Source organism: Levilactobacillus spicheri DSM 15429, assembly GCF_001435095.1.
GTDB lineage: Bacteria > Bacillota > Bacilli > Lactobacillales > Lactobacillaceae > Levilactobacillus > Levilactobacillus spicheri.
Genome location: NZ_AZFC01000020.1, coordinates 24,898 through 45,513, shown reverse-complemented (window position 1 = coordinate 45,513; position 20,616 = coordinate 24,898). Strand labels below are relative to the sequence as shown.

At 59.7% G+C, this 20,616-nt stretch carries 18 protein-coding genes; 10 read left to right on the top strand and 8 right to left on the bottom strand.

Going from position 1 to position 20,616, the window contains the following annotated elements; translation table 11 throughout:
- The first annotated feature begins 539 nt into the window (after positions 1-539).
- The 3 genes from FD37_RS07685 to FD37_RS07675 all read left to right on the top strand — a co-directional run bounded on the left by FD37_RS07685 (position 540) and on the right by FD37_RS07675 (position 3,530).
- Complete coding sequence (locus FD37_RS07685; RefSeq protein WP_056964588.1) at positions 540-1,715, top strand: MFS transporter; 1,176 nt, start codon at positions 540-542, stop codon at positions 1,713-1,715.
- A 61-nt stretch (positions 1,716-1,776) separates the two neighbouring features.
- Entirely contained in the window at positions 1,777-2,616 is an 840-nt protein-coding gene (locus tag FD37_RS07680; RefSeq protein WP_056964587.1) for an aldo/keto reductase, read from the top strand.
- Positions 2,617-2,786: 170 nt separating this feature from the next.
- The gene (locus FD37_RS07675; protein WP_056964585.1) at positions 2,787-3,530 is read left to right on the top strand and encodes an ion channel; all 744 of its coding nucleotides are present in this window, start codon (positions 2,787-2,789) and stop codon (positions 3,528-3,530) included.
- 71 nt (positions 3,531-3,601) lie between these two features.
- Here the strand turns inward: FD37_RS07675 and FD37_RS07670 are convergent, their stop codons facing one another.
- Positions 3,602-4,576 carry a serine hydrolase gene (locus tag FD37_RS07670; RefSeq protein WP_056964583.1) on the bottom strand — a complete coding sequence of 325 codons (975 nt, stop codon included), beginning with the start codon at positions 4,574-4,576 and terminating at the stop codon, positions 3,602-3,604.
- A gap of 363 nt (positions 4,577-4,939) precedes the next feature.
- Here FD37_RS07670 and FD37_RS07665 point away from each other — a divergent pair, with 363 nt between their 5' ends.
- From FD37_RS07665 to FD37_RS07655, 3 genes are all read left to right on the top strand, one after another.
- Positions 4,940-7,096 (top strand): BspA family leucine-rich repeat surface protein, encoded by a 2,157-nt coding sequence (locus tag FD37_RS07665; protein ID WP_056964580.1) that lies wholly within the window; start codon positions 4,940-4,942, stop codon positions 7,094-7,096.
- A 139-nt stretch (positions 7,097-7,235) separates the two neighbouring features.
- Positions 7,236-8,075, top strand: a complete 840-nt coding sequence (locus tag FD37_RS07660) for an aldo/keto reductase (protein WP_056964578.1) — start codon at positions 7,236-7,238, stop codon at positions 8,073-8,075.
- 177 nt (positions 8,076-8,252) lie between these two features.
- Positions 8,253-9,035 carry a tyrosine-protein phosphatase gene (locus FD37_RS07655; protein WP_056964576.1) on the top strand — a complete coding sequence of 261 codons (783 nt, stop codon included), beginning with the start codon at positions 8,253-8,255 and terminating at the stop codon, positions 9,033-9,035.
- A gap of 37 nt (positions 9,036-9,072) precedes the next feature.
- Here FD37_RS07655 and FD37_RS07650 read toward each other — a convergent pair whose 3' ends face one another.
- The 5 genes from FD37_RS07650 to FD37_RS07630 are packed head-to-tail and all read right to left on the bottom strand — an operon-like array spanning position 9,073 to position 12,532.
- A complete protein-coding gene (locus FD37_RS07650) occupies positions 9,073-9,603 on the bottom strand; it encodes an NUDIX hydrolase (protein WP_056964574.1) in 531 nt (176 codons plus the stop codon).
- Between the two features lie 30 nt (positions 9,604-9,633).
- Positions 9,634-10,272 (bottom strand): DUF421 domain-containing protein, encoded by a 639-nt coding sequence (locus FD37_RS07645; RefSeq protein ID WP_045807204.1) that lies wholly within the window; start codon positions 10,270-10,272, stop codon positions 9,634-9,636.
- Between the two features lie 5 nt (positions 10,273-10,277).
- A complete protein-coding gene (locus tag FD37_RS07640) occupies positions 10,278-10,727 on the bottom strand; it encodes a DUF3290 domain-containing protein (protein ID WP_056964572.1) in 450 nt (149 codons plus the stop codon).
- 1 nt (position 10,728) lies between these two features.
- A complete protein-coding gene (locus tag FD37_RS07635; protein WP_052957177.1) occupies positions 10,729-11,625 on the bottom strand; it encodes a helix-turn-helix domain-containing protein in 897 nt (298 codons plus the stop codon).
- Positions 11,618-12,532, bottom strand: a complete 915-nt coding sequence (locus FD37_RS07630) for a helix-turn-helix domain-containing protein (RefSeq protein ID WP_052957176.1) — start codon at positions 12,530-12,532, stop codon at positions 11,618-11,620. Before FD37_RS07630 ends, FD37_RS07635 begins: the two co-directional genes overlap by 8 nt.
- A 132-nt stretch (positions 12,533-12,664) precedes the next feature.
- On the opposite strand from FD37_RS07630, the gene FD37_RS07625 reads away from it, so the two are divergent.
- The 4 genes from FD37_RS07625 to FD37_RS07610 all read left to right on the top strand — a co-directional run bounded on the left by FD37_RS07625 (position 12,665) and on the right by FD37_RS07610 (position 17,937).
- Positions 12,665-13,945, top strand: coding sequence for an MFS transporter (locus FD37_RS07625; protein ID WP_162256122.1), 1,281 nt, complete (start codon positions 12,665-12,667; stop codon positions 13,943-13,945).
- A 60-nt stretch (positions 13,946-14,005) separates the two neighbouring features.
- Positions 14,006-15,340: a dihydrolipoyl dehydrogenase family protein gene (locus FD37_RS07620; RefSeq protein WP_056964569.1), complete on the top strand. Its 1,335-nt coding sequence runs from the start codon at positions 14,006-14,008 to the stop codon at positions 15,338-15,340.
- A 237-nt stretch (positions 15,341-15,577) separates the two neighbouring features.
- Positions 15,578-16,519, top strand: a complete 942-nt coding sequence (locus tag FD37_RS07615) for a nucleoside hydrolase (protein WP_056964567.1) — start codon at positions 15,578-15,580, stop codon at positions 16,517-16,519.
- A gap of 242 nt (positions 16,520-16,761) precedes the next feature.
- Positions 16,762-17,937, top strand: a complete 1,176-nt coding sequence (locus tag FD37_RS07610; RefSeq protein ID WP_045807199.1) for a cation:proton antiporter — start codon at positions 16,762-16,764, stop codon at positions 17,935-17,937.
- Positions 17,938-17,996: 59 nt separating this feature from the next.
- Here the strand turns inward: FD37_RS07610 and FD37_RS07605 are convergent, their stop codons facing one another.
- Both FD37_RS07605 and FD37_RS07600 read right to left on the bottom strand, forming a co-directional pair.
- Complete coding sequence (locus FD37_RS07605; protein WP_056964565.1) at positions 17,997-18,899, bottom strand: tyrosine-protein phosphatase; 903 nt, start codon at positions 18,897-18,899, stop codon at positions 17,997-17,999.
- Positions 18,900-19,121: 222 nt separating this feature from the next.
- Entirely contained in the window at positions 19,122-20,114 is a 993-nt protein-coding gene (locus FD37_RS07600; protein WP_056964563.1) for a tyrosine-protein phosphatase, read from the bottom strand.
- Positions 20,115-20,616 lie beyond the last annotated feature (502 nt).

Below are 20,616 nucleotides of genomic sequence, written 5' to 3'. Positions count from 1 at the left end.
CCCGGATAACAGAAACGAGGCTACTGAGCCCCATTCTGACCTCCCTCTCGGCTGAGATTGTCGCCAACCATTTCTGCTCAAAAAGAAGGACTAGGCATGACAAGTCATTCACTAATCGTTCCGAAGCAATCGACTGGTAATTCGTCATGAAGGACGACAGGATGATCTGACTAGGTAATCAGATGCAGATTGGACCTCCAGTATTTCTCAGTCGAGGATGTTGCGGGGATGTCGCTAGGTAAGCGTAACAGAGGCGACTTGATGGTCGTGGTGAAATTGATGTTACCGGGTGTTTTTTACCCGGTTACATCAAGGCCGAGTTCTGGAGACCTGTGTGGGTTTCACAGGGCTTCAGAATCGTGCCCACCACGACCATCTTGCTCGCCGGCGTGAAGCGACAATACATACTAATCTGGGTGACCAACCGGTAGGGGAGGTAGGAGCACATAAATTTGAAGATGAAAACGATTTTCTTCTGTTATTTTTGGGGGAATCGTGTACGCTAGGGGAAGAACAACATTTTTGGAGGATTTGCCATTATGAATAAGTACCGTTGGCAGGCCATCGTCTTCGTGCTGGTGGCCTTCATGTTGGGGTGCAACGAGTTTATCGTGGTCGGGGTCCTGTCCGACATCGCGCGCGAACTACACGTGTCCGTCGCGACGGTCGGGTACCTGGTGACCATCTTCGCCACGGTCTACGCGATCAGCACGCCCTTTATCACCATTCTGACCAACCGCTTTAGCCGGTATAAAACGCTGATGACGCTGATGGTCATCTTCCTGATTGGGAATACCCTGAGCGGCCTGGCCAACAGCTTCACCGTCCTGCTGATCTCGCGGGTCATTACGGCCGTGGTCGCCGGGGCCATCATCTCCCTGATCATGACCTTCGCGAGCGCCATCGCGCCCCGGGAGAAACGGGCCAACCTGGTCTCCTGGATCTTCGCGGGCTTCAGTATCGCCTCGGTCTTCGGGGTGCCGATTGGGACCGCCATCAGTACCAGTTACAGCTGGCACGACGCCTTTTACCTGATTACCGTGATCAGCCTGATTACCTGCGGCCTTCTGGGCTGGCTCTTGCCCAAGCAGGTCGAGCAGGTGCAGGGCAGCATCAAGAACCAGCTGGTCTTGCTGGCGGACAAACGGATCTACATCGGCATCGCGCTGGTGCTATTCACCGCCGCGACCATGTACGCGTACTACACCTACATTCGGCCGATCCTGACCACCGGGCTGGGCTTCAGCACCGCTAGCCTGAACTGGCTGCTCTTCTTGATTGGGGTCATGAACATCCTGTGTAACCGGTTCTCGGGGATGCTGGCCGAACGCGACGGGCTCAAGCAGATGCCCAAGTTCTACGTGGCCGACATTGCACTCCTGCTGATCCTGCCGTGGGGCATGAGCAGCAAGCTGGGCGGCATGGCGATTTTGCTGGTGTTGACCCTGATCGTGACCCTCATCAACTCACCGATTCAGATTCACTTCTTAAACATCGCCGAGCGTGAGTACCCACAGTCGACCGTGTTGGCGTCGTCGCTGAACTCGATTTTCTTTAACTTCGGGATCTCCCTGGGGTCGGCGACGGCCTCGGGGATGCTCGGCGTGGTCGGGCTACAGCATATCAGCTGGGGGGCTGCCGGGTTCGCCGCCGTGTCCTTGGTGCTGTCCGTGGTCTTGAACCGTGCGATTCGCCAAGCCGCAACGGCAAACTAGTTCACATCGCGGGCCGTTTGGCGTAGGCTGGAGGTATCTGCTGAAGCGAAAGGATGATTGGATGAACGTACCAGAACTGACGCTAAATGACGGGTATCAAATGCCGGCAATCGGGCTGGGAACCTACCAGATCCGCGGGGGCCAGGGAGTCAACCAGATCCTCGCCGCCATCCGGGACGGCTACCGCAGCCTCGATACGGCGACCAACTACGACAACGAGGGGGCCGTCGGCGAGGCGATTCGCCGCTCCGGTCTGCCCCGGTCGGCCTTCTTCGTGACCTCGAAGCTGCCCGGTAAGTATCACCGGTATGCCGATGCGACCATGGCGATTCAAGAATCGCTGTACCGCATGGGGCTCGACTACTTCGACCTCTTCTTGATTCACTGGCCGCTGCCCAAGCGCGACCACTACGTCGAGGCCTGGCAGGCGATGATCGACGCGCGGATCCGTGGCCTGATTCGCTCGATTGGGGTCTCCAACTTCGAGCCGGAACACCTAGACCGGTTGATCACCGAGACTGGTGTCACGCCGGCGGTCAACCAGATTGAGGTCCACCCGTATTGGGTTCAAGAAGCGCTGCGGACCGCCAACTTTCAGCGCGGTATCGTGACTGAGGCCTGGAGTCCCCTGGGGCGGGGCAGTGCCGCCCTGCAGGAACCGGTGATTCGCGACTTGGCCGGAAAGTACCAGAAGAACATCGGCCAGGTGATCCTGCGCTGGCACACCCAACGGGGCATCGTGCCGATTCCCAAGGCGCGCAACCTGAAGCACCAGCGGTCGAACCTCGACCTCTTCGACTTCAGCCTGACCGCAGACGAAATTGCCGCCATCAACGCCTTAAGCAAGCCAGATGGACGGATTGACGGGCAGGACCCGAACGAGTACGAGGAATTTGATTAAGCGTTAAGGAAACCCGTGGCGGCCAGCAATGGCCGTCATTTTTTGAGCTTCAAGGGTGGCCGCGGGGCGTTACTGGCCCGTGAGAAAATTCGGAGCATTCCCATATTTTGCCGGGTCATCCGCCCTTTCGTCGTATAATGGGAACAGACAACGAAAGGGTGGGGCGGGTCATGCAAGCAACCTGGCGACAAGTGTACCGCTGGAGTGTCATCATTCTGGCATTAGTTTCAATTATTTTGGTGGTGCTCCAACTGGCGGGGGCCGTGAACTTGGACCGGGGGCCCTGGATGTGGGTCGACGACGCCATCCTGGCCTTCTTCACCGTCGACTACGGCGTGCGCTTCTGGCGGGCCCGCGACAAACGCGCCTTCTTCTGGCACAACTTTTTCGACCTGTTGGCCATCATCCCGTTCAACGCCCTCTTTAGCTTCTTCCGTCTGGCCCGGCTGACGCGGCTCTTTCGGTTGGCTCAGGTCTTTCGCCTGGTCCGGTTGATCGGGTTCATCGGGAAACTGCGGGGCCAGCTGCGAACGTTCTTCGAGACCAACGGCTTCGGCTACCTGGTGGTCACCAGCCTGAGCATCCTGATCCTGGCAGCCTCGCTGTACGCGTACGCCGAGAACGTCTCGTGGGGGGAGGCCCTCTGGTGGGCCATCACCACGACCACCACGGTGGGCTACGGCGACGTGGCGCCCCAGACCGCCGTCGGTAAGTGGGCGGCGACGATCCTGATGCTGGTCGGCATCGGCTTCATCGGGGCACTGACCAGTACCATCACCGCCTACTTCTCCCAGCGCCGCACGACCTCGAAGAACGACCAGTTGGCCCACCAGCTAGACCGGATCGAGCAGCAGAACCGTGAGTTGCGGCAAGCCATCACCGACCTGCAACGCCAACTGACGCAGAAAAAATGACGGAAAATTATCATTGAACGTCAAAAAAAGAAGAAACCTCTCGATTTTGAGAAGTTTCTTCTTTTTTCAGTTTATGAAGGATTCAGTTGCCGGTCGATCTGGGGGTCGTAGACCACCTTTTGGATGTGGGTCGTGATCTTGGCGATGCGGGGGAAGCCGCTAAAGCCGGACTGCATGTGGCCGTGGGTCATGACCACAAGGATGTAGCGTTGGCCGTTGGGCAGGGTGACGATGCCGGCGTCGTTGTTGGTGTCGGCGTACCAGCCCACCTTGTCGGCCACCGTGGTACCGGCCTTCGCCTGGGCCGCCCCGGCGGGAATCCCCGTGCGGTAGACCTGCTTCCCCATCAGGTTCAAGAGCCACTTGCGGTCGGCCTGGTGGGCGAACGGGGCCTTTTGCAGGGCTAGGTCCTGGAGTGCCAGGTTCAGACTGTAGGCCGTGGTCTGGGAGGGGATGCCGGCGGTGAAGACCGGAGCGTACCAGTGTTGCGCCCCGATGAAGGCGTTGACGGCCGGGAGCCCCTGCCGGTCGAGCAGATCCTCCGCGAAGTCATTTTCGCTGTGGACGATCATCTGCTCGAAGCCCGTCTGGTTCTCGGGCGTCCAGGGCAGTAGTCCCTGGTGGTGCAGGTTCAGCACGTAGGCGGCCATGAACAGCTTGTAGGTGCTGGCGGAGACCTCCGGCGTGTGGGCGTTGGCGTTCACGGCCAGGTCGCCCTGGTGGTAGAATCGCCGCGTAGTCGCGTGCTTGGCGGCGGCGCTCCCGGGCAGGGGACTCAGGTTATAGAAGCTGATGCTGGTGGTCTTGTCGGCCGTGACGTGGTCGGCGTAGGTCTGAAGCTGGTGCTTGATCTTCTGCTGGCGGGTCGTGATCTGCCGGGGAGTCACGGTCGGCCGGGTAGCGGTCGCCGGGGTCTTCGCGGAGAGGGCTTGGCGGTTCTGGAACTCCCAGGTGCCCCCTAGGCCGACTAAGACCACCAGCCCGACGATGAGTAGGGAGCGTCGATGTTCGGACCAGAAGCTGGGTTGAAAATGTTTGGGATGCATGACCGTCGCCTCGTTTCGTTAACTTAACTAATTATTAATTTATTATACGCCAGAAAGGAGTTGTTGGGTGGGGCAAATTATCGGAGGTGAGTAAAAATCAAGGGGATTAAATAATGAGTTGTGCACAAGACAGTGGGCGTTTTTCCCTGGCAAACTGATGAAAAATGCGTTGGCAACGGACACGTGGCGGGGCTGTGGCCGTGGTTGCTGACCAGCGGAGAAGACCGGTATTCGAGGGATTTGCCGCGTTAAGGCCGGGTGTTTAACTAAAATCTTTTTTGAAACCGATACCATTTTAGGGATGTGTGAGGGGGTGAGTCTTTGATATACTCCTACGGTCAAACAAAGAATGAGGTGAACACCATGCAACAACTTTTAACCAAGCGGTCCTGGCGATGGACCGGTGCCCTCCTGATGATGTGCGGTCTCGGGGGGATGGCCGATTCGGCGATGGCCGCAGACTTGCCGACCACGCTGTTACCCACGAATCCGCCAGCACATGCGCGGACCGGTACCCGGGCGGACAGCAAAGATGACCGCGATGACGAGGTCTTAAGCGGTCGACAGGGCACCGCGCAGCTGACCCTAAAGGATGGCCAGCTTGAGATCGGGGCGGGGCACCTCGAGAAGGGCGCCGGCTGGTGGTGGTACCAGTACCGGGACCGCATCGACTACGTCCAGGTGGCTGAGGGTGCCGTGGTCACGGGCGACGTGACCGAGATGTTCGCGGACCTGACGGAGGCGCGGCTGGACCTGGAGAACCTGGACGTCAGTCAGGTGACCGATATGTCCCGGATGTTCGCTCGGGGAGAAGATATCGAGGTCTCGGTCGGTGGTTGGCAGACCCAGCAGGTCACGACCCTGGACCAGACGTTCGACGGCGACCACATTGTCATTGATGGCCTGGAGGATTGGGATGTCAGCCGGGTGACGTCGATGAACCGGACCTTCCGGAACGCGAGTACGGAGGGGGACCTGGGGGTGCGTCATTGGGACGTCAGCCGGGTAACCTCGATGGTCGGGACCTTTCAGGACGCGACCAGCATCACGCTGCTTGATATCAGTGGCTGGGACATGCGCCAGGTCACGGACTGTCGCGACTTTATGGACATGAGGCCCGTGGAAACGCTGAGCAATGGTTACCCCAACCTGTCGGTGATCGTCCTGGGCCCCAACGTGCGGTTCCGGGCGGCGCAGGGGACCGTGGCCTTTCCGCAGTCGTGGGGCTGGGATCACGCGTGGCAGGACCTGAGCATGGTCAACGACCTCTTCAGCGAAGCTGCCTTCATGCACGACAAGGTGCGCTCGGCCACTGAGATTCAGGCGCTCTACCAGGGCGACCACGTGCCCCAAAAGATTCGGGCCTTCGTTCCGCGCCGAGCAGCGGTAAAGCTGATCGGGGAGGATGAGAAGCCGTACGATGGGCAGCCGGGAACGCTCGACCTGCAGAAGTACCACGTCGAGTTGCCGGGGGGCCTCAAGTATCAGCTCCAAGCAGGCGACCTGGTCTTCGATGCGGGGGAGCCGACCGAACCGGGGAGCTACCTGGTGACGCTGTCGGAACAGGGTATCGACAATCTCTATGAGACGGTGGAACGGTATGACGATGAGCACCAGATCCCCGGCTACTTGCTGTTGTACCTCCACCCCCACTTCTCGGGAACGTATCACATTAACGCGCAGGTCGCGCCTGAGCAGGCGGGGAGCGTGCACGTGCGGCACGTGACGACGGTGGGCAAGCTGTTGGCCGAGAAGACGCTGACGGGGAAGTTGGCGGCGCCCTGGGTGACGAGCGGCCGGGTGTTTGCGGGGTACCAACTGGAACGGATCGATGGGGCGACCGCCGGGACCTTCACCACCGCGCCCCAGACGGTGACCTTCGTGTACGGTACGGGCGAGGAGGCGGCGCTGCCAAACCCAAACCCAAACCCAAACCCAAACCCAAACCCAAACCCAAACCCAAACCCAAACCCGGGACCTAGTGATCAGGCAGGAGAACCATCTGGGGGCAGCGGCAGTCATGCTAGCTCGTCGAGTTCAACCAGTAGCGCCGAGACCGCTTCCAGCCAGGACTCAAGTGCTGGCAGCAGTTCGGAGCCGGTGACGGGTTCGGAAACCAGTCAGTCCAGTCAGAGTACCACGTCTGGTCAGTCCGCCAGCTCCAACACGGAAGCGGGCGGATCAGCCGACCAGACTAGCCAGCCTGCGGAAACGGATCAATCAGCGGCCCAAACCACGACCGAAACGACCCCTACAACCACTCCGGCGGGAAGTACGGGAACCCTCCCCGATATGGTGGAGCAGCCGTTACCGCCGTTGAGTGCCCTGCCGGCGGCCCCGACCGGGTCATCATCGTTACCGGAAACGGCCTCGGGGATGGCCCTGGCCAATCAGGTCGCCCCAGCGTTGCCGACCACGGCCGCGCTGCCTCAAACCAGTGAGGCGGCGAATGGCGGTCGAATTCTCGGTTTGAGTGGGCTTCTGGCCGTGTTGGGCTGGTGGTGGCGTCGGCGGTCGTAACCAGTCAGCGTGGCTGGTGGCCGCCCCGCCGCAAAGCTGACCGTTTGGTACCTGAGGCACTTTGAGGTTCGTTCTAGGCAAATGAGGTCTAAAGCTCGTATACTAAGACCATTCAAAACGTTAAAGGAGACGAGCACTCATGATTAAGAGCTTACAAGAAACGGTCACGTTAAATAACGGGGTCCAGATGCCGGGCTTCGGCCTGGGCGTCTTCCAGATTCCCAACGATCAGACGGCGGCCGCGGTGGCCAGCGCCATTCAACAGGGGTACCGGTTGATCGATACCGCCCAGATCTACGGCAATGAGAAGGGGACCGGTGAGGGCATCCGCGCAGGTCTGAAGCAAGCGGGCCTGCACCGCAGTGACCTGTTCGTCACCTCGAAGGTCTGGAACGAGCACCTGAGCTACGAACAGACCATCGATGCCTACAACCAGAGCCTGGCGGCGTTAGGCCTGGACTACCTGGACCTGTACCTGATCCACTGGCCCGGCGATCACGCCTACCTGGAAAGTTGGCGGGCCCTCGAAGACCTGTACTTAGCGGGCAAAATCAAGGCCATCGGCGTCAGCAACTTCGCTGAACACCACTTTGACGACCTGTTACAGACGGCACGGGTAACGCCCGTCATCAACCAGATCGAGCTGCACCCGTTGTTGACCCAGGAACCGATGCGGCGGTTTGCGGCGGCCCACGACATGCGCCTGCAGGCCTGGTCACCGTTGGCTCAGGGGAAGCTATTTGGCAACCCGGTCATGGAAGATCTGGCGCAGAAGTACGGTAAGTCCGTGGCGCAAGTGATCCTCAAGTGGGACGTACAACGCGACGTGCTGGTCATCACCAAGTCGACCAAGCCGGCCCGTATCGCGGCCAACGCCGATATCTTTGACTTCACCCTGAGTGAAGCCGACATGGCGGCCATCGACGCCCTGAACGCGGACGTACGGGTGGGACCGGATCCGGATGAGTTTGATTTCTAAGAGCGAATAGTGACAGGGACGCCCTCCGCGGAAGGACGTCCCTGTTTGCTATGAAAATAATGGTAATCGGATATTGAATTAATTGTGAAATATTTTACGTAATCAATACATCCTGTTTGACGTTTCTTTACACGCCCCTGGTATTCTAAGACTATTCAGAAAGGGGTTAAACAACACATGCGTCTACAGCGATTAATGATTAGTTTTGGGTGTGCACTGGCTTTATTCGGAGGAACCGCTGCTCCCGTGATGGCCGCCACCACCAGCGACAAGGACTTACAACCCGCCGTTTCCACCAAGGTCAACGCACCGATTCATCTGGATGGGGCCGAAAATGCGCGCGACATGGGGGGCTACAAGGGCAAGCACGGCCTGTACGTGAAGCGCGGCCGCCTGCTCCGGAGCGACTCACTGGACAAATTAACCACGTTGGACACCATCCGGTTAACGCAAGACTGGAACGTCCAACAAATCGTGGACTTGCGGACCAGTGACCAGATCAAGAAGAAGCCCGACACGCTGATCGAAGGCGTCAACTACCTGCAGGCTTCCGTCCTGGGCACCCGCTCCAACTACGACAATGACGACGAGGGGATGTACAAGGACATGGCCTTCAAGCCAGCCGCCAAGCGCAGCTATCACCGCTTGTTGACCCAGATTGCCAAGCAAAAGAAGGGCGCCGTGCTCTTCCACTGTTCCCACGGGATGGACCGGACGGGGACCTCGGCGGCCATCATCTACTCCATCTTGGGTGTGAGCCGCAAGGACATCCAACGGGACTACCTCCTGTCCAACACCCAACTGGGCGTGACCTGGGCCAAGCCCGCCCTGCTGAACCAATTCTTCACTGACGTGACCAAGCAATACGGGTCGGTGGAAAACTACGTGCACAAGGGCCTGAAGATTACCCCCGCGCAGGAACGCGCGATTCGCCTGAACTACTTAACGTTTAAAAAATAACCACTGATAAAGACGTCAAAAAAGCCCACCGCTATCGTTATGCGGTGGGCTTTTTGCCGTGCTGCAGGTGGTCCCACGCGGCTTGCAGCTCGACGTGGTAATCGTCGAAGCCAACCTGGTGGAGCCGGGTGAACGCGTCCGGCAGGTCGTAGTAGCGGACCCGCTGGAGCTCGGCGGTCTGCACCGTGAAGTCGCTAGCCGCCCAGTCCGTCTGGAAGACGAACCAGGCGCTGATCCAGTGGCTGTGGGGCGTGACCCGGTAGTTGTCGGCGGGGGTGACCGGATGGTGGAAGCCCAGTTCCTCGGCCATCTCACGCTGGATGGCCGTCTCGATGGTCTCGCCAGCCCGTACGGCCCCACCACTCGAGGTGTCCCAGTAGCCGGGGAAGTTGAGCTTGTTCTCGGCCCGTTGCTGGAGCAGAACCTGGTGGTGACGGTTGAAGAGAAAGGCGTTGACCACCAGGTGGTAGTGGCCCGGCGTGACCGGGTCGGCGCGCAGCTGGTCGCCCAGACGCTGCAGCTGACGGTTATACACGTCCCAGTGTTCGTGAAGTTGATCGGCGGGCACGATAAGGACCTCCTTTAATGGGTGTGGGGCTTAATCATGGTCGTAACGGGTGACCTTGAACTCGTGATTCTCGTACTTGGCCATGTACACGTCGCGAATGTTGGTGACGCCGTGCTTGGCCAGCTGGTCGTCGAGCCAGGCCTCGTCGTGGTTGGTCAGTTCCAGGACGTCGAGGTCGACCTGACCATCGACGATCAGGGGGTAGCGGATCGAGCCGTCGCCCTGCCGCAGGATAGTCAGACTCCCGTTCTGCTCGACGATGGCGCGCTTGACCTCGGCCAACTGGTAGACGCCGGCCGACCGCAGCTTGAAGTCGACTTCCTTGGCCGACAGGTTGGCCTTGAGACAGTTGTGGACCAGCAGGTGCCCGTTGCGCACGATGGTGATGGGACCGCCGTCGATGAATTTACCAACGGCCCGGACGTGAATTTTAAGATACCGCATGATTAGGATTAAGAGCGACCAGATCAGGAGCACGATGACGAACTGAATCAGGGTGATCGAGGCGTTGTAGATGACGCCCCCGATGATGCCCCCTAAGACGTAGTTCTGGACCTGGTCGATGGCCGACGTGGGGGCAAGGTTGCCCTTGCCGGTGAAGTTGATTAAGAGGGTCATGAAAACAAAGCCGATGAGCAGCTTCATGACGACATCTGAATAAGTAAACATGGGCGCTATGACTCCTTTTGTAGGGTGACTTTAGGGTGATGCAGGGCGACTTTTTCCAGCACGTAGGCCGAACCGTCGGAATTGTAGTCCGCGCGGTAATAGCCCTTCGGCGTCTTGAACAACAGGCCGTTGGTGGTCGTGGTAGCGTTCACCGCGACCTTGGCGGGGGCCACGTTCAGCTGTTTGGCCACGGTCTTGACGGTCGCGGTGATGGTCCCCGTCTGGACGCTATTGGTGTGCAGGGTGACCAGACCGTTGACCTGAAAGCCCAGCACCAGCAGGATAAGGGTCCCGGTGATGATGCTGAGGTCCTTGTACTTGATGTTCCAGCGGTGCTTGAGGTAATAGATGAAGAGGCCGATGAAGATGGCGAGCAACGCGATGATCAGGACCAGCCGGGCGTATTGCCAGGTGGCGTGCTTGGTCGTGAGGTAGCCGTAAGTATAAAAGGTCATGTCAAACTCCTTTCTGCTGTGATTGGCGGTAGGTGCGGGCCTTGCGCCGGTAGAGGGTCAGAACCTCCCCGATATCGGTGGCGATGCCCAGGGGGCTCAGGGCGAGGATCGGCTGGGCCAGGGCCGTGCCGGCCGCCACGTCGCCGAAGTACCACTCCCAGATGGCGTCGCAGGCGCGGTAGATCAGGAGCTGGCTGTCGGTCAGGTACTCCTGGTGCGGCGGGGTGAAGGCCGGGCGAAAATCACGGGCGGCCTGGTCGCGGTGCAGGGTCAGGAGAATCTGAAAGGCCAGCAGGTCGAAGCTGCTGCGGTAGGCCAGGACATGGAAGGCGTCCCCGTCGGCCGTGACGTAGCGGTCGCAGCTGGCGTGCATCTTGGCGATGCCGGCGAGCAGCTGCGGGATGTCCCGCTGGACCGCGGCGATCATCAGCCAGACCTGGGCCCATAAAAAGTCGCTCAGCGTCCAGGTCGTCGCCGCGTTGAGCCGGTGCCACAGCGCCGTCATCTCGGGGGTCAGCGACCAGTGGAGCTGATCGGTGATCCGAATCAGCAGCTGGGCCAGGGTCGCCAGGTCCCGCTCCGTGGGGCGGTCGCTGGTGCGATAGGCCTGCTCGAGGTGCCGCAGTCGGGGGAAGTTGCGCTGGTCGTACGCCACCAGGATGTGGTTGAGCAACGCGGTGTCGCTGGGGTAGTGGTGGTCCTGCAGGATGAATTGAAATTCACTGGGGCTGACCGCCAGCCGGTCGAGGATCTGCGCCAGTTTATCGGCGGTGAGGCTGTGCTGGTTCCGTTCCAGCCGACCGGCGAACGACCGCGAGATGATGCCGTCGTAGAGGGCGGCCTGGGTCAGCCCGCGCAGCTGGCGGAGGTGCTTTAAGGTACTGCCGAATTCAGGCATGGGAATCCCCCCGTTTCTGGCGTTGGCGCAGCGCGTGGCGCCGGTGACTGGTCAGGATGGCGTGTGTGTTGAGCGAGGCGCTCAGCGGCGGCAGGTTTTCGAGCGTGGCGGCCCGGCGATCCGCGGCCGCTACGTCGCCGTCGTACCAGTCCCACAGGCACAAGCAGATCTCGCGCGACAGGGCCGCGTCGGTCGAGAGGTGCCAGCGGTCGTACGCCTTGAGCGCCCGGTAGAGCGTTTGGGCGTAGGTGCGATAGGGCCTGAACTGGACCTGTCCTAATAGTAGGATTTGCATGGCGACCAAGTCAAATGAGGCGCGCAGGTCGGTGACGTGAAACGGATCGGCGGTCGGCGAGACGTAGCGCGCACAACTCGCGTGCATCTTCTGGATTCCCGCCCAGAGGACCGCGGGCTGGTGCTGCCCCTGGGCGATCTCCAGCCAGGCCGTCCCGAGGCGCAACTCGTGCAGCCCCCAGGTCGTCAGCTGGTTAAAGTGCTGCCAGAGCGCCAGCATGGCCGGCGTGGGGGTCCAGCTGGCCGACCCGAAGGACCGCAGGGCGAGGTCGGCCACCGTGGCGAGCTCCCGTTCCTGCGGGTCGGTGCTGGTCTGATAGCGCTGGACCAGGTGGCGGAGCCAGGGGAAGTTCTGCTGACTGTAGGCCGTGCCAATCTGCCCCTCCAGGCGCAGGGCGTCACTGGGGTGGTCTTCTTGCTGGAGGAAGCGGAATTCGTCGGCGCTCACGGCGAGGCGGTCCAGGATGGCCCAGAAGGTCTCGACGGTCACGTCGTGTTCCCCGCGTTCGAGGCGGCCCGCAAACGACCGGGAAACGATGCCGCCGTATAGGTCGGCCTGGGTCATCCCCCGGGCGAGACGCAGTTTTTTTAGAGTGGCTCCCAGACTAAGCATGGCAACGCCCTCCTTTCAAGCCCCTGAATGGGGCAAATTTGCCCCAAATTGGGGCGGCCACCGGGTTCGGGACCCGGTACAATGATAACCAAGTTAGAAGATTAAAAGCATATGAGAAGGGAAGCTAGGATTATGGTAGCAGATATGATTTCCAACCGTCAATCCGTGATTCAAATTATTCGGGCCGCCAGCAGTGACATTATTGGCATCCTGAGCGGGGGCATTTTCAGCTTTTCGTTAGCCCTTATGTTACTCCACACGACCCATTCGGCCATCAGTTTTGGCTTGGAATCCATCGTGTACCCCATCGTGGGGCTCTTGCTGGTGGTGCCCATCGGTAACTTCGTCGATACCCACGACCACAAGACGACCATCCTGGTCAGCAAGCTCGTGACGCTGGTGGCCCTGCTGATCTACAGCGCGGTGATCTTTCGGCTCCATGACCGTTTGGCGGCCTCCATCGTCATCGTGGCGGTCTACGCCATCAACGACCGCATCTCCGGGACGGGCTACACGGCCTCGGTCCATGAGTTGGTCAACGAACGGCACATCAAGCCCCTGACCACCATCGAGCAAGCCGCGACCTCGGGGGTCCAGTTGGCCTCCCCGTTACTAGCCGCGCTGTTGTACGGCCTGATCGGCTTTCGCGGGGTGTTATGGCTGGAGGCCATCGCCGAGTTCGTAGTCATCCTGATCACCCTGAGCATGCACTTTCACCCGTTGCCGCAGGCCGCTCCGACCCAGCAGACGGCGGGGCAGTGGGCCGCCTTCAAGGTCGGCCTGCGCTACATCCACGACCACGCCGTCTTGTGGTTCGTGGTCCAGATCGCCGTGTGGTTGAACCTGCTGTTCAGCTCGGTCGACGTGGGGCTGGCCTACGTGATGGTCCAGACGCTAAAATTGGGCAACACCCGGCTGGGCTGGGTCTCCAGCGCCTGTGCGTTGGGGATGCTGGCCGGCAACCTGCTGCTGATGCGGCTGCCGAGCTTTCAGCACCTGATCCGCACGGTGTTGCTGTTAACGCTGGGCTTTGGGTCGGTCTTCGCCCTGATGGGGGCCTGGCTGGTCCACCCGCTGGCCGCGAACCTGGTGACGGGGGGCCTGGTCCTGCTGAGCATGGCCATGGGGCTCTTTTTGGCCTGGATCAACACGCCCATCAGTGTTTACCTGCAGACCACGGTCCCGACGCACCTGCTGGGCCGGGTCAGCGTGACCCTGACGACCCTGAACACGCTGGCGATGCCGGTGGGGACCCTGCTCTTCAGCTGGCTGTTCCAGCGGCTGCTCGGCGGTCCGTTGTTTATCGCCGTGGGCCTGGTCCTGATCGGGCTGGTCGGCTTCTTCTGGTACCGTAACCGGAAGATCGTGCACCAGGTCGTGGCGCCGCAACCGTCCGGCGAGGCAAATGCTTAGAAAAAACGGGGTGGCGTGCTAGAATCAGAAGTGGACAGACTTTTGAAAGGGTGATGGGGCATGCAACAGTTTGATACGGTAATCCTCGGCGGTGGACCCGGGGGGCTCGCTGCGGCGTACGGTTTACACGCCAAGGGCCAAAACGTGGCGGTCGTCGAAAAGGACCTGTGGGGCGGCACCTGTCCGAACCGCGGGTGCGATCCCAAGAAGATCCTGATGGCGGCGGTCGAAGCGCAGGGACGCAGTGCGGCCCTGCAGGGTCACGGTCTGACGGGGGTTCCCCGGATCGACTGGGCGGCCTTAATGGCGGCCAAGCGCGCTTACACCCAAGGGATTCCGAGTGGGACCCAGGGCGGTCTGCAGGCGGCGGGCATCGCCAATCTGCACGGGAAGGCCAGCTTTAACGCCGACGGTACCCTGCAGGTGGGGGACCAGCAGCTGAACGCGACCAACGTGATCGTTGCGACCGGTCAGGCGCCTCGCTTGCCCCAGATAGCGGGCCAGGAATGGCTCCGCACCAGTAACGACTTCCTGGACCTGGACACGCTGCCGAACGACGTGACCCTGATGGGGGCCGGCTACGTCGGGGTGGAGCTGGCGGCCATCGCCAACGCGGCGGGCAGCCGGGTGCATCTGGTGCACCACAGCGACCGGCCGTTGCGGGCATTTGACGGCGACCTGGTCACGGACCTGTTGGCGTTACTGACCCGGGACGGCATCGATGTGCGGCTAGGGACGGACATCGTGCAGGTCGCCCCCGCCGGTGACCAGTACCGGGTCACCACGCGGGATGGCGAGTCCTGGATCACGGGGATGGTCTTCGCGACGGCCGGGCGGGTACCGGTCGTGGCCGACCTGCACCTGGACCGGGTCCACGTCGCGACGACCGCCCACGGCATCACCGTGAACGATCACTTGCAGACGACCAATCCGCACGTCTTCGCGGTGGGCGACGTGGTGGATCGGCCCCAGCCGAAATTGACGCCGGTAGCCGGGTTTGAAGGCCAATACCTGACGACGGCGCTGACGACGCCGGATGCGCCGGCCATCAGCTACCCCGTGATTCCGTCGGTGGTCTACGGCAAGACCCAGTTGGCTCAGCTGGGCGTGACGCCGGCCCAAGCGGCGGACCAGCCGGACGAGTACCGGGTCAGTGACCTGGACTTGACGCACTGGTACAGCTATCAGCGGGTGCAGGATCCCCATGCCCGGATCAAGGTCGTCCTGGAGAAAGGCAGTGGACGTATCGTGGGTGCGGCTGTATTGAGCATGGAGGCGGAACAGGTGATTAATTACCTGGACTTCGTCATCCAACAACACCTCGATGCAGTGGCCATCAACCAGACAATTATGGCGTACCCAACGCTCGCGTCTGATCTGACTTATTTCCATTAACTAAACAGCCCAAGGGTCCCGTCGTGATGGATGCACGGCGGGGCCTTTTTTGCTGCCGTGGGGCGGTGGGATAAACCGATTTAAAAGCGAACACCTTTACGAGATGTTCGCTTTTTGTTTACTTAAATAATAAAAAATGATGAGGTAAAACCATTTATATAAAAATAACCGGATATTCACCTTTACAAGGCGGGAGCCGTTCCGTAAACTAGAAAGAAATCACTGGAGGCCGTTATTTTGAAAAATGTGTACTTTGACCACGATGGGAACGTCGATGACTTGGTGTCGCTGCTCTTGCTGCTGCAGGTGCCGGACATTCGCCTGCTGGGGGTCGGGGTGGTCGATGCCGACGGGTATCAGGAACCTGCCGTCGCCGCTTCCCGCAAGATCATTGATCACTTCAACACCCACCACCAGGACCTGAGTGTTGCGGCGTCGGATTCGCGGCCGGTCAACCAATTTCCCAAGGAATGGCGGTTGATCTCGTATTCATTTAACGCGATGCCCCTACTGAACCGGCGGGCGACTCTGACCACGCCGCTGGCCCCGGTCTCGGCGCACCAGGACATGGTCGCCAAGATTCGGCAGGCCGATGGTCCCACCACGGTGGTCATGACCGGCCCGTTGACCGACCTGGCGCGAGCGCTCACAGTGGCGCCGGATATCGCGGCTAAGATCGAACGGGTCTTCTGGATGGGCGGTACCATGAACAACCAGGGTAACGTCAACGAACCGGGGCGTGACGGCACGGCCGAATGGAACGCCTACTGGGATCCCCAGGCCGTCCACACGGTCTTTCACGCCGGTGTGCCGTTGCAGATGATTGGACTGGAAAGCACCGACGAGTTGCCACTGACGGACGAGCTGCGCCAACACTGGAACCAGATGGTCGGTTACCCGGCCGTGGACCTGATTGGGCAGGGATACGCGCTGGTGCTCTCCTATGAAGCGAACTCGACGTATTACCTGTGGGATGTCTTGACGGCCATGGCGAGCCAGTATCCGGAGCTGGTGACGACGCAGGCCATCGAGGGGGACGTGCTGACCACGGGTCCGGCGGCCGGGCGGACCTTCCGTCAACCGGCGGGGCAGCCCCTGACGTTGGTCACCCGGGCGGACAAGGCGGCGTTCTTTGCGACCGTCGACCGGCTGGCCCAGTCGGCGACTTATCAACCTTAAAACGGTCCCTCAGGCGGGGCCGGGGACTGACCCGGCCACACCAGCCAAGCAGGCGGAAAATTCGCGCAATGAATTTTCCGCCTGTTTTTTTGCGGGGCGCTGATCAAACGGCGATGAAGCGGGGGCCGGTGCCAGTCGGCGGTCAATCGGTGGTAACCATCCACGCGATTTTGCGGTCTTGTTGTGGACCGGGCAAGTGGCGTATCATGGATGCTAAAACCATAAGAAGGGTGGAGAGGCCCGTGGCCTTTTTAGGAACGTTGTGTTTGATTTTGGTACTGACGACGCTGGCGGGAAATTTTGCCAACCGACTGGGGGTCCCCGCGGTGATCGGGGAGCTGGTGATTGGTATCCTGATTGGCCCGGCCGTGTTGAACTGGGTCCAGTTGAATAGCTTGGTCAGTCTGTTCGCCGATATCGGCGTGGTCGTGTTGATGTTTCTGGGCGGTTTGGAGAGTAACCTGCAATTATTGATGAAGTATCTCCGCCCGGCCATCATCGTGGCGACGTCCGGGGTGATTTTTCCGGTCGTGGTCATGGGGGCCGTGTCTTGGTGGTGGGGCTTTACCCCCCTGGAGGCCCTGTTCATCGGCGTGATCTTCTCGGCCACCTCGGTCTCGATTTCGGTGGCCGTGCTGAAGGAGTACCGGGCGCTCGGCACGCGCGAGGGCGCCACGATTCTGGGCGCCGCCGTGGCGGACGACATCATCGGCGTGGTGCTCTTGTCGCTGATGATCAGTCTGCTGGCAAGCCAGGGCATCGAAACGGCCGGCAGTCACCCGGCGCTGGGATTGGTGCTGCTGGAACAGGTGGCTTTCTTCGGCGGGACCTACCTGCTGGTCAAATGGGTGGCACCGTACCTGATGCACCTGAGCGAACGGTTGGTCATGGCGTCCAGTGTGACCATCATGTCGATGGTCATCTGCCTGGGGATGGCCTGGCTGGCCGACATCGTGGGCCTGAGTGGGGCGATTGGTGCCTTCTTCGCGGGGATCGCGGTGGCGCACACGCCGTACCGGGAAACGCTGGCCGACCACGTAGAGCCGCTGGGCAACGCCATTTTTATCCCGGTCTTTTTCGTGAGTGTGGGCTTGAACATGACGTTGGCGCACCTGGGGGACAACCTCTGGCTGATTATTGTGCTGACGGTGCTGGCCTGTCTGACGAAGTTGGTCGGCTGTGGCCTGGGGGCACGGATCAGCGGCTTCGACTGGACCAGCAGCACCGTGATTGGTACGGGGATGATCGCCCGGGGCGAGATGGGGCTGATCACCGCCCAGATTGGTCACCAGGCGGGCCTGATGGGCAACGCCAGCTACTCGGCGATGATCCTGGTCATCATCCTGGCGACCGTGTTGGCGCCGCTGTTCTTGAAACCAACGTTAAAACGCTTGACGGTCCAACCGACCGAAGCATAATCCAAAAGACCGCTCATCAATCACGATGGGCGGTTTTTTGGACCTCGGGGGAGGAAATTTTAGTGCTTAGCGGGCGTCAGGTAGGCCTTTTGCAGGCGGGTCAGCTGAGCGGACGTCAGGCCCAGTCCGCGGTGTAAGTAGCGCTGGACGGACCCGTAATGGTGGTCGATGGCGCGGTAGGCTGCGTTCAGGAAGGCCATCCGGACACCGGCCTGAGCCTTGGCGTTGGCGAGCTGGGTCGCTGTATCACCGTTGCGCCGATCTTGGGCGAGCGTGACGGCATTCTTGGCGGCCAGGTACCGGTTGGAGAGCAGGTAGTCGCGGTTGATGGTTCGCCGGCTGACGTCGAGGGCGCTGAGGATCAGCATGGTTCCCATGCCAGCGCGGTCCTTACCGGCGCTGCAGTGCCAGAGCACGGCGTCCTTGCGCGGCGTCTTCAGCAGGATCAGAAAGAGGGTCCGGTAGGCGTGCCGCCCCTGCCGGCTAAGGACGGCGTTGCGGTAGAAGGTCTCCATATTCTTGACGCCGTTGCCCTTGACGCGGTCGCTAAGGTTGCCGGAAGCCTTGCCCCATTTGAGGAAAACGGGGTCGGAAACGTGGCGCACGCCGGCGATTTTGGCGTCCGGGGCGGTCGTTTGTTCGCTGAGGGTCCGCAGGTCAACGTCGGTCTTCAGGTGATAAACCTTCGCGAGTTTGCGACCGTCCGCGGGGGACAGGTTGGAGAGGGAGGCCGAGCGAATCAGGCGATGGGGCTTGATCCGTTGGCCCCGTTGGTTGACGTAACCGCCGAGGTCGCGAACGTTTGGTGCGCTTTTCAGGCGAATCTCCCGCCCCGCGGTGGCCGACTGCGCAATCGGCGTAGGCCGGCGTATGGCTTGCGCGGCAACGGGTGGGGCCACCAGCCCACCCAGACTGGTGGCTAACAAAACGGTCGATAAGAGTGTTCCCATGGATTGATGCATGATTTTGAGTTCCTCCTTTGTTGGAAACACCGTCAGTATAGAAAGGGGATGTAACGAAAAGGTGTGGAAGACGTAAAGAAACAGAACAATGCGGGAATGCGGCGGGAAAGATGCGTTACTGACCGAACGAAGCACAAAAACGGACCACAACGTCGTCGGGGAGATTGTGGTCCGTTCCTGGTAATCAAGTGTTTTTAGTTAGTTTGAAGAGAACGCCGGGCGCTACTTCTTAGCGGGCGTCAGGTAGTTGGCTTGGAGTTGCTTTAATTGGGTGTTGGATAAGCCCAGACCCTTGTGCAGGAAGCCGTTCATGCTGCCGTAGTTCTTGTCGATGGCCTTGTAGAAGGTGTTTAAGTAAGCCATTTGCACCCCGTTTTGGGCCTTGAAGTTGGAAACCACGATAGGCGTTAAGGTCTTGCCGCCCTTGGTCCAGCCAGCTTCTTGGGTAGCCAGGTTTTCTTTGTTGGTCTGAACTAAGTACTTGTTGGACTTGAGGTAGTCGTTCGCAATGGTCTTCTTGTCGAAGTTCAAGGCGGAGAGCACTAAGACCGTGCCCATGCCGGCGCGGTCCTTACCGGCGCTGCAGTGCCATAAGACGGACTTGTTCTTCGGGTTCTTCAGGAGTTCGTGGAACAGCATCTTGTAGGCTTTCCGGCCCTGCGCCGTGGTAACTGCGTCGTGGTAGGACTTTTCCATCATCTTAACGCCGGCGTTCTTCTTGGAGAAGTCAGGAGCGGCGCCGAAATTCTTGAAGACGTTGGCCTTGACCAGCTTGACGCCCTTGATCTTCACGTCAGGACTCTTTTTTTGTTCAACCAGCGTCCGTAAATCAACGTCGGTCTTGACGTGGTAGGTTTTGACCAGCTTTTTAGTGTCAGCTTTGGTTAACTTGGAGAGCGTGTTGGAACGAATCAAGCGGTGAGCCTTGATCTTTTGACCGTTCTTGTTGACGTAACCACCCAGGTCCCGGGCGTTAGAAGCGCCCGCAAGCTTGATGTGCTTGGAAGCGGATGCGGGTTGCTTAACGGTCTTGGCCTTAGAAGTCTTCGCCTTGGAACTCTTCTTGGCCTTGGCGTGCTTGCCGGACTTAGCGGTCTTAGCCTTTTGCGTCGTTTGGGCGTGCGTTGCGGCTGCAACGTTGACCAAAGGTTGTTGCCACCCTAACGTGGTTGCCAACAGCAGGGCGGATAATAAGGTGCTAACGCGTTTGTTCATAAATGTGTCTCCTCCTCTTGTTTTGGTACAGTGCTAGGATAGCAAGGTAATGTAATGAGTTAATGTTGGTTGTGTAAAGATCATAGGCAACGTGACCAATCCCTTAAAATAATGTTGATAAAAAGCGCCACCGTGACTGAATACTCAGGCAACGGTGGCGTTAAGCGATTATTTGAATTGAACTGTGTTCAGCCGAGGCAAGTGGCCAATAGGACTGTTGAAACCATTAAGCAAATTGTCTTAGTCAATCTGAGCTTGCTTCCTAAAACGGCCGTGTATTTAAGGAACAAGTGAATGTAAAGATTGGTTATGGAAGTCTGGCTTTCGGCAGTTTGAGGCAGAATGAATTGTGAATTTTATGAAATTTGCAATGGGCAGTTCTTTAGTATAACCGATTTAATATTTATATCGTTATATAGCGACTAGTTTTGTATCTTCATGAATGGTTTCCTTCTATACTTCAGTTAGGGGTAAAACTGATTGGCTTTTTAACCATCGGCGA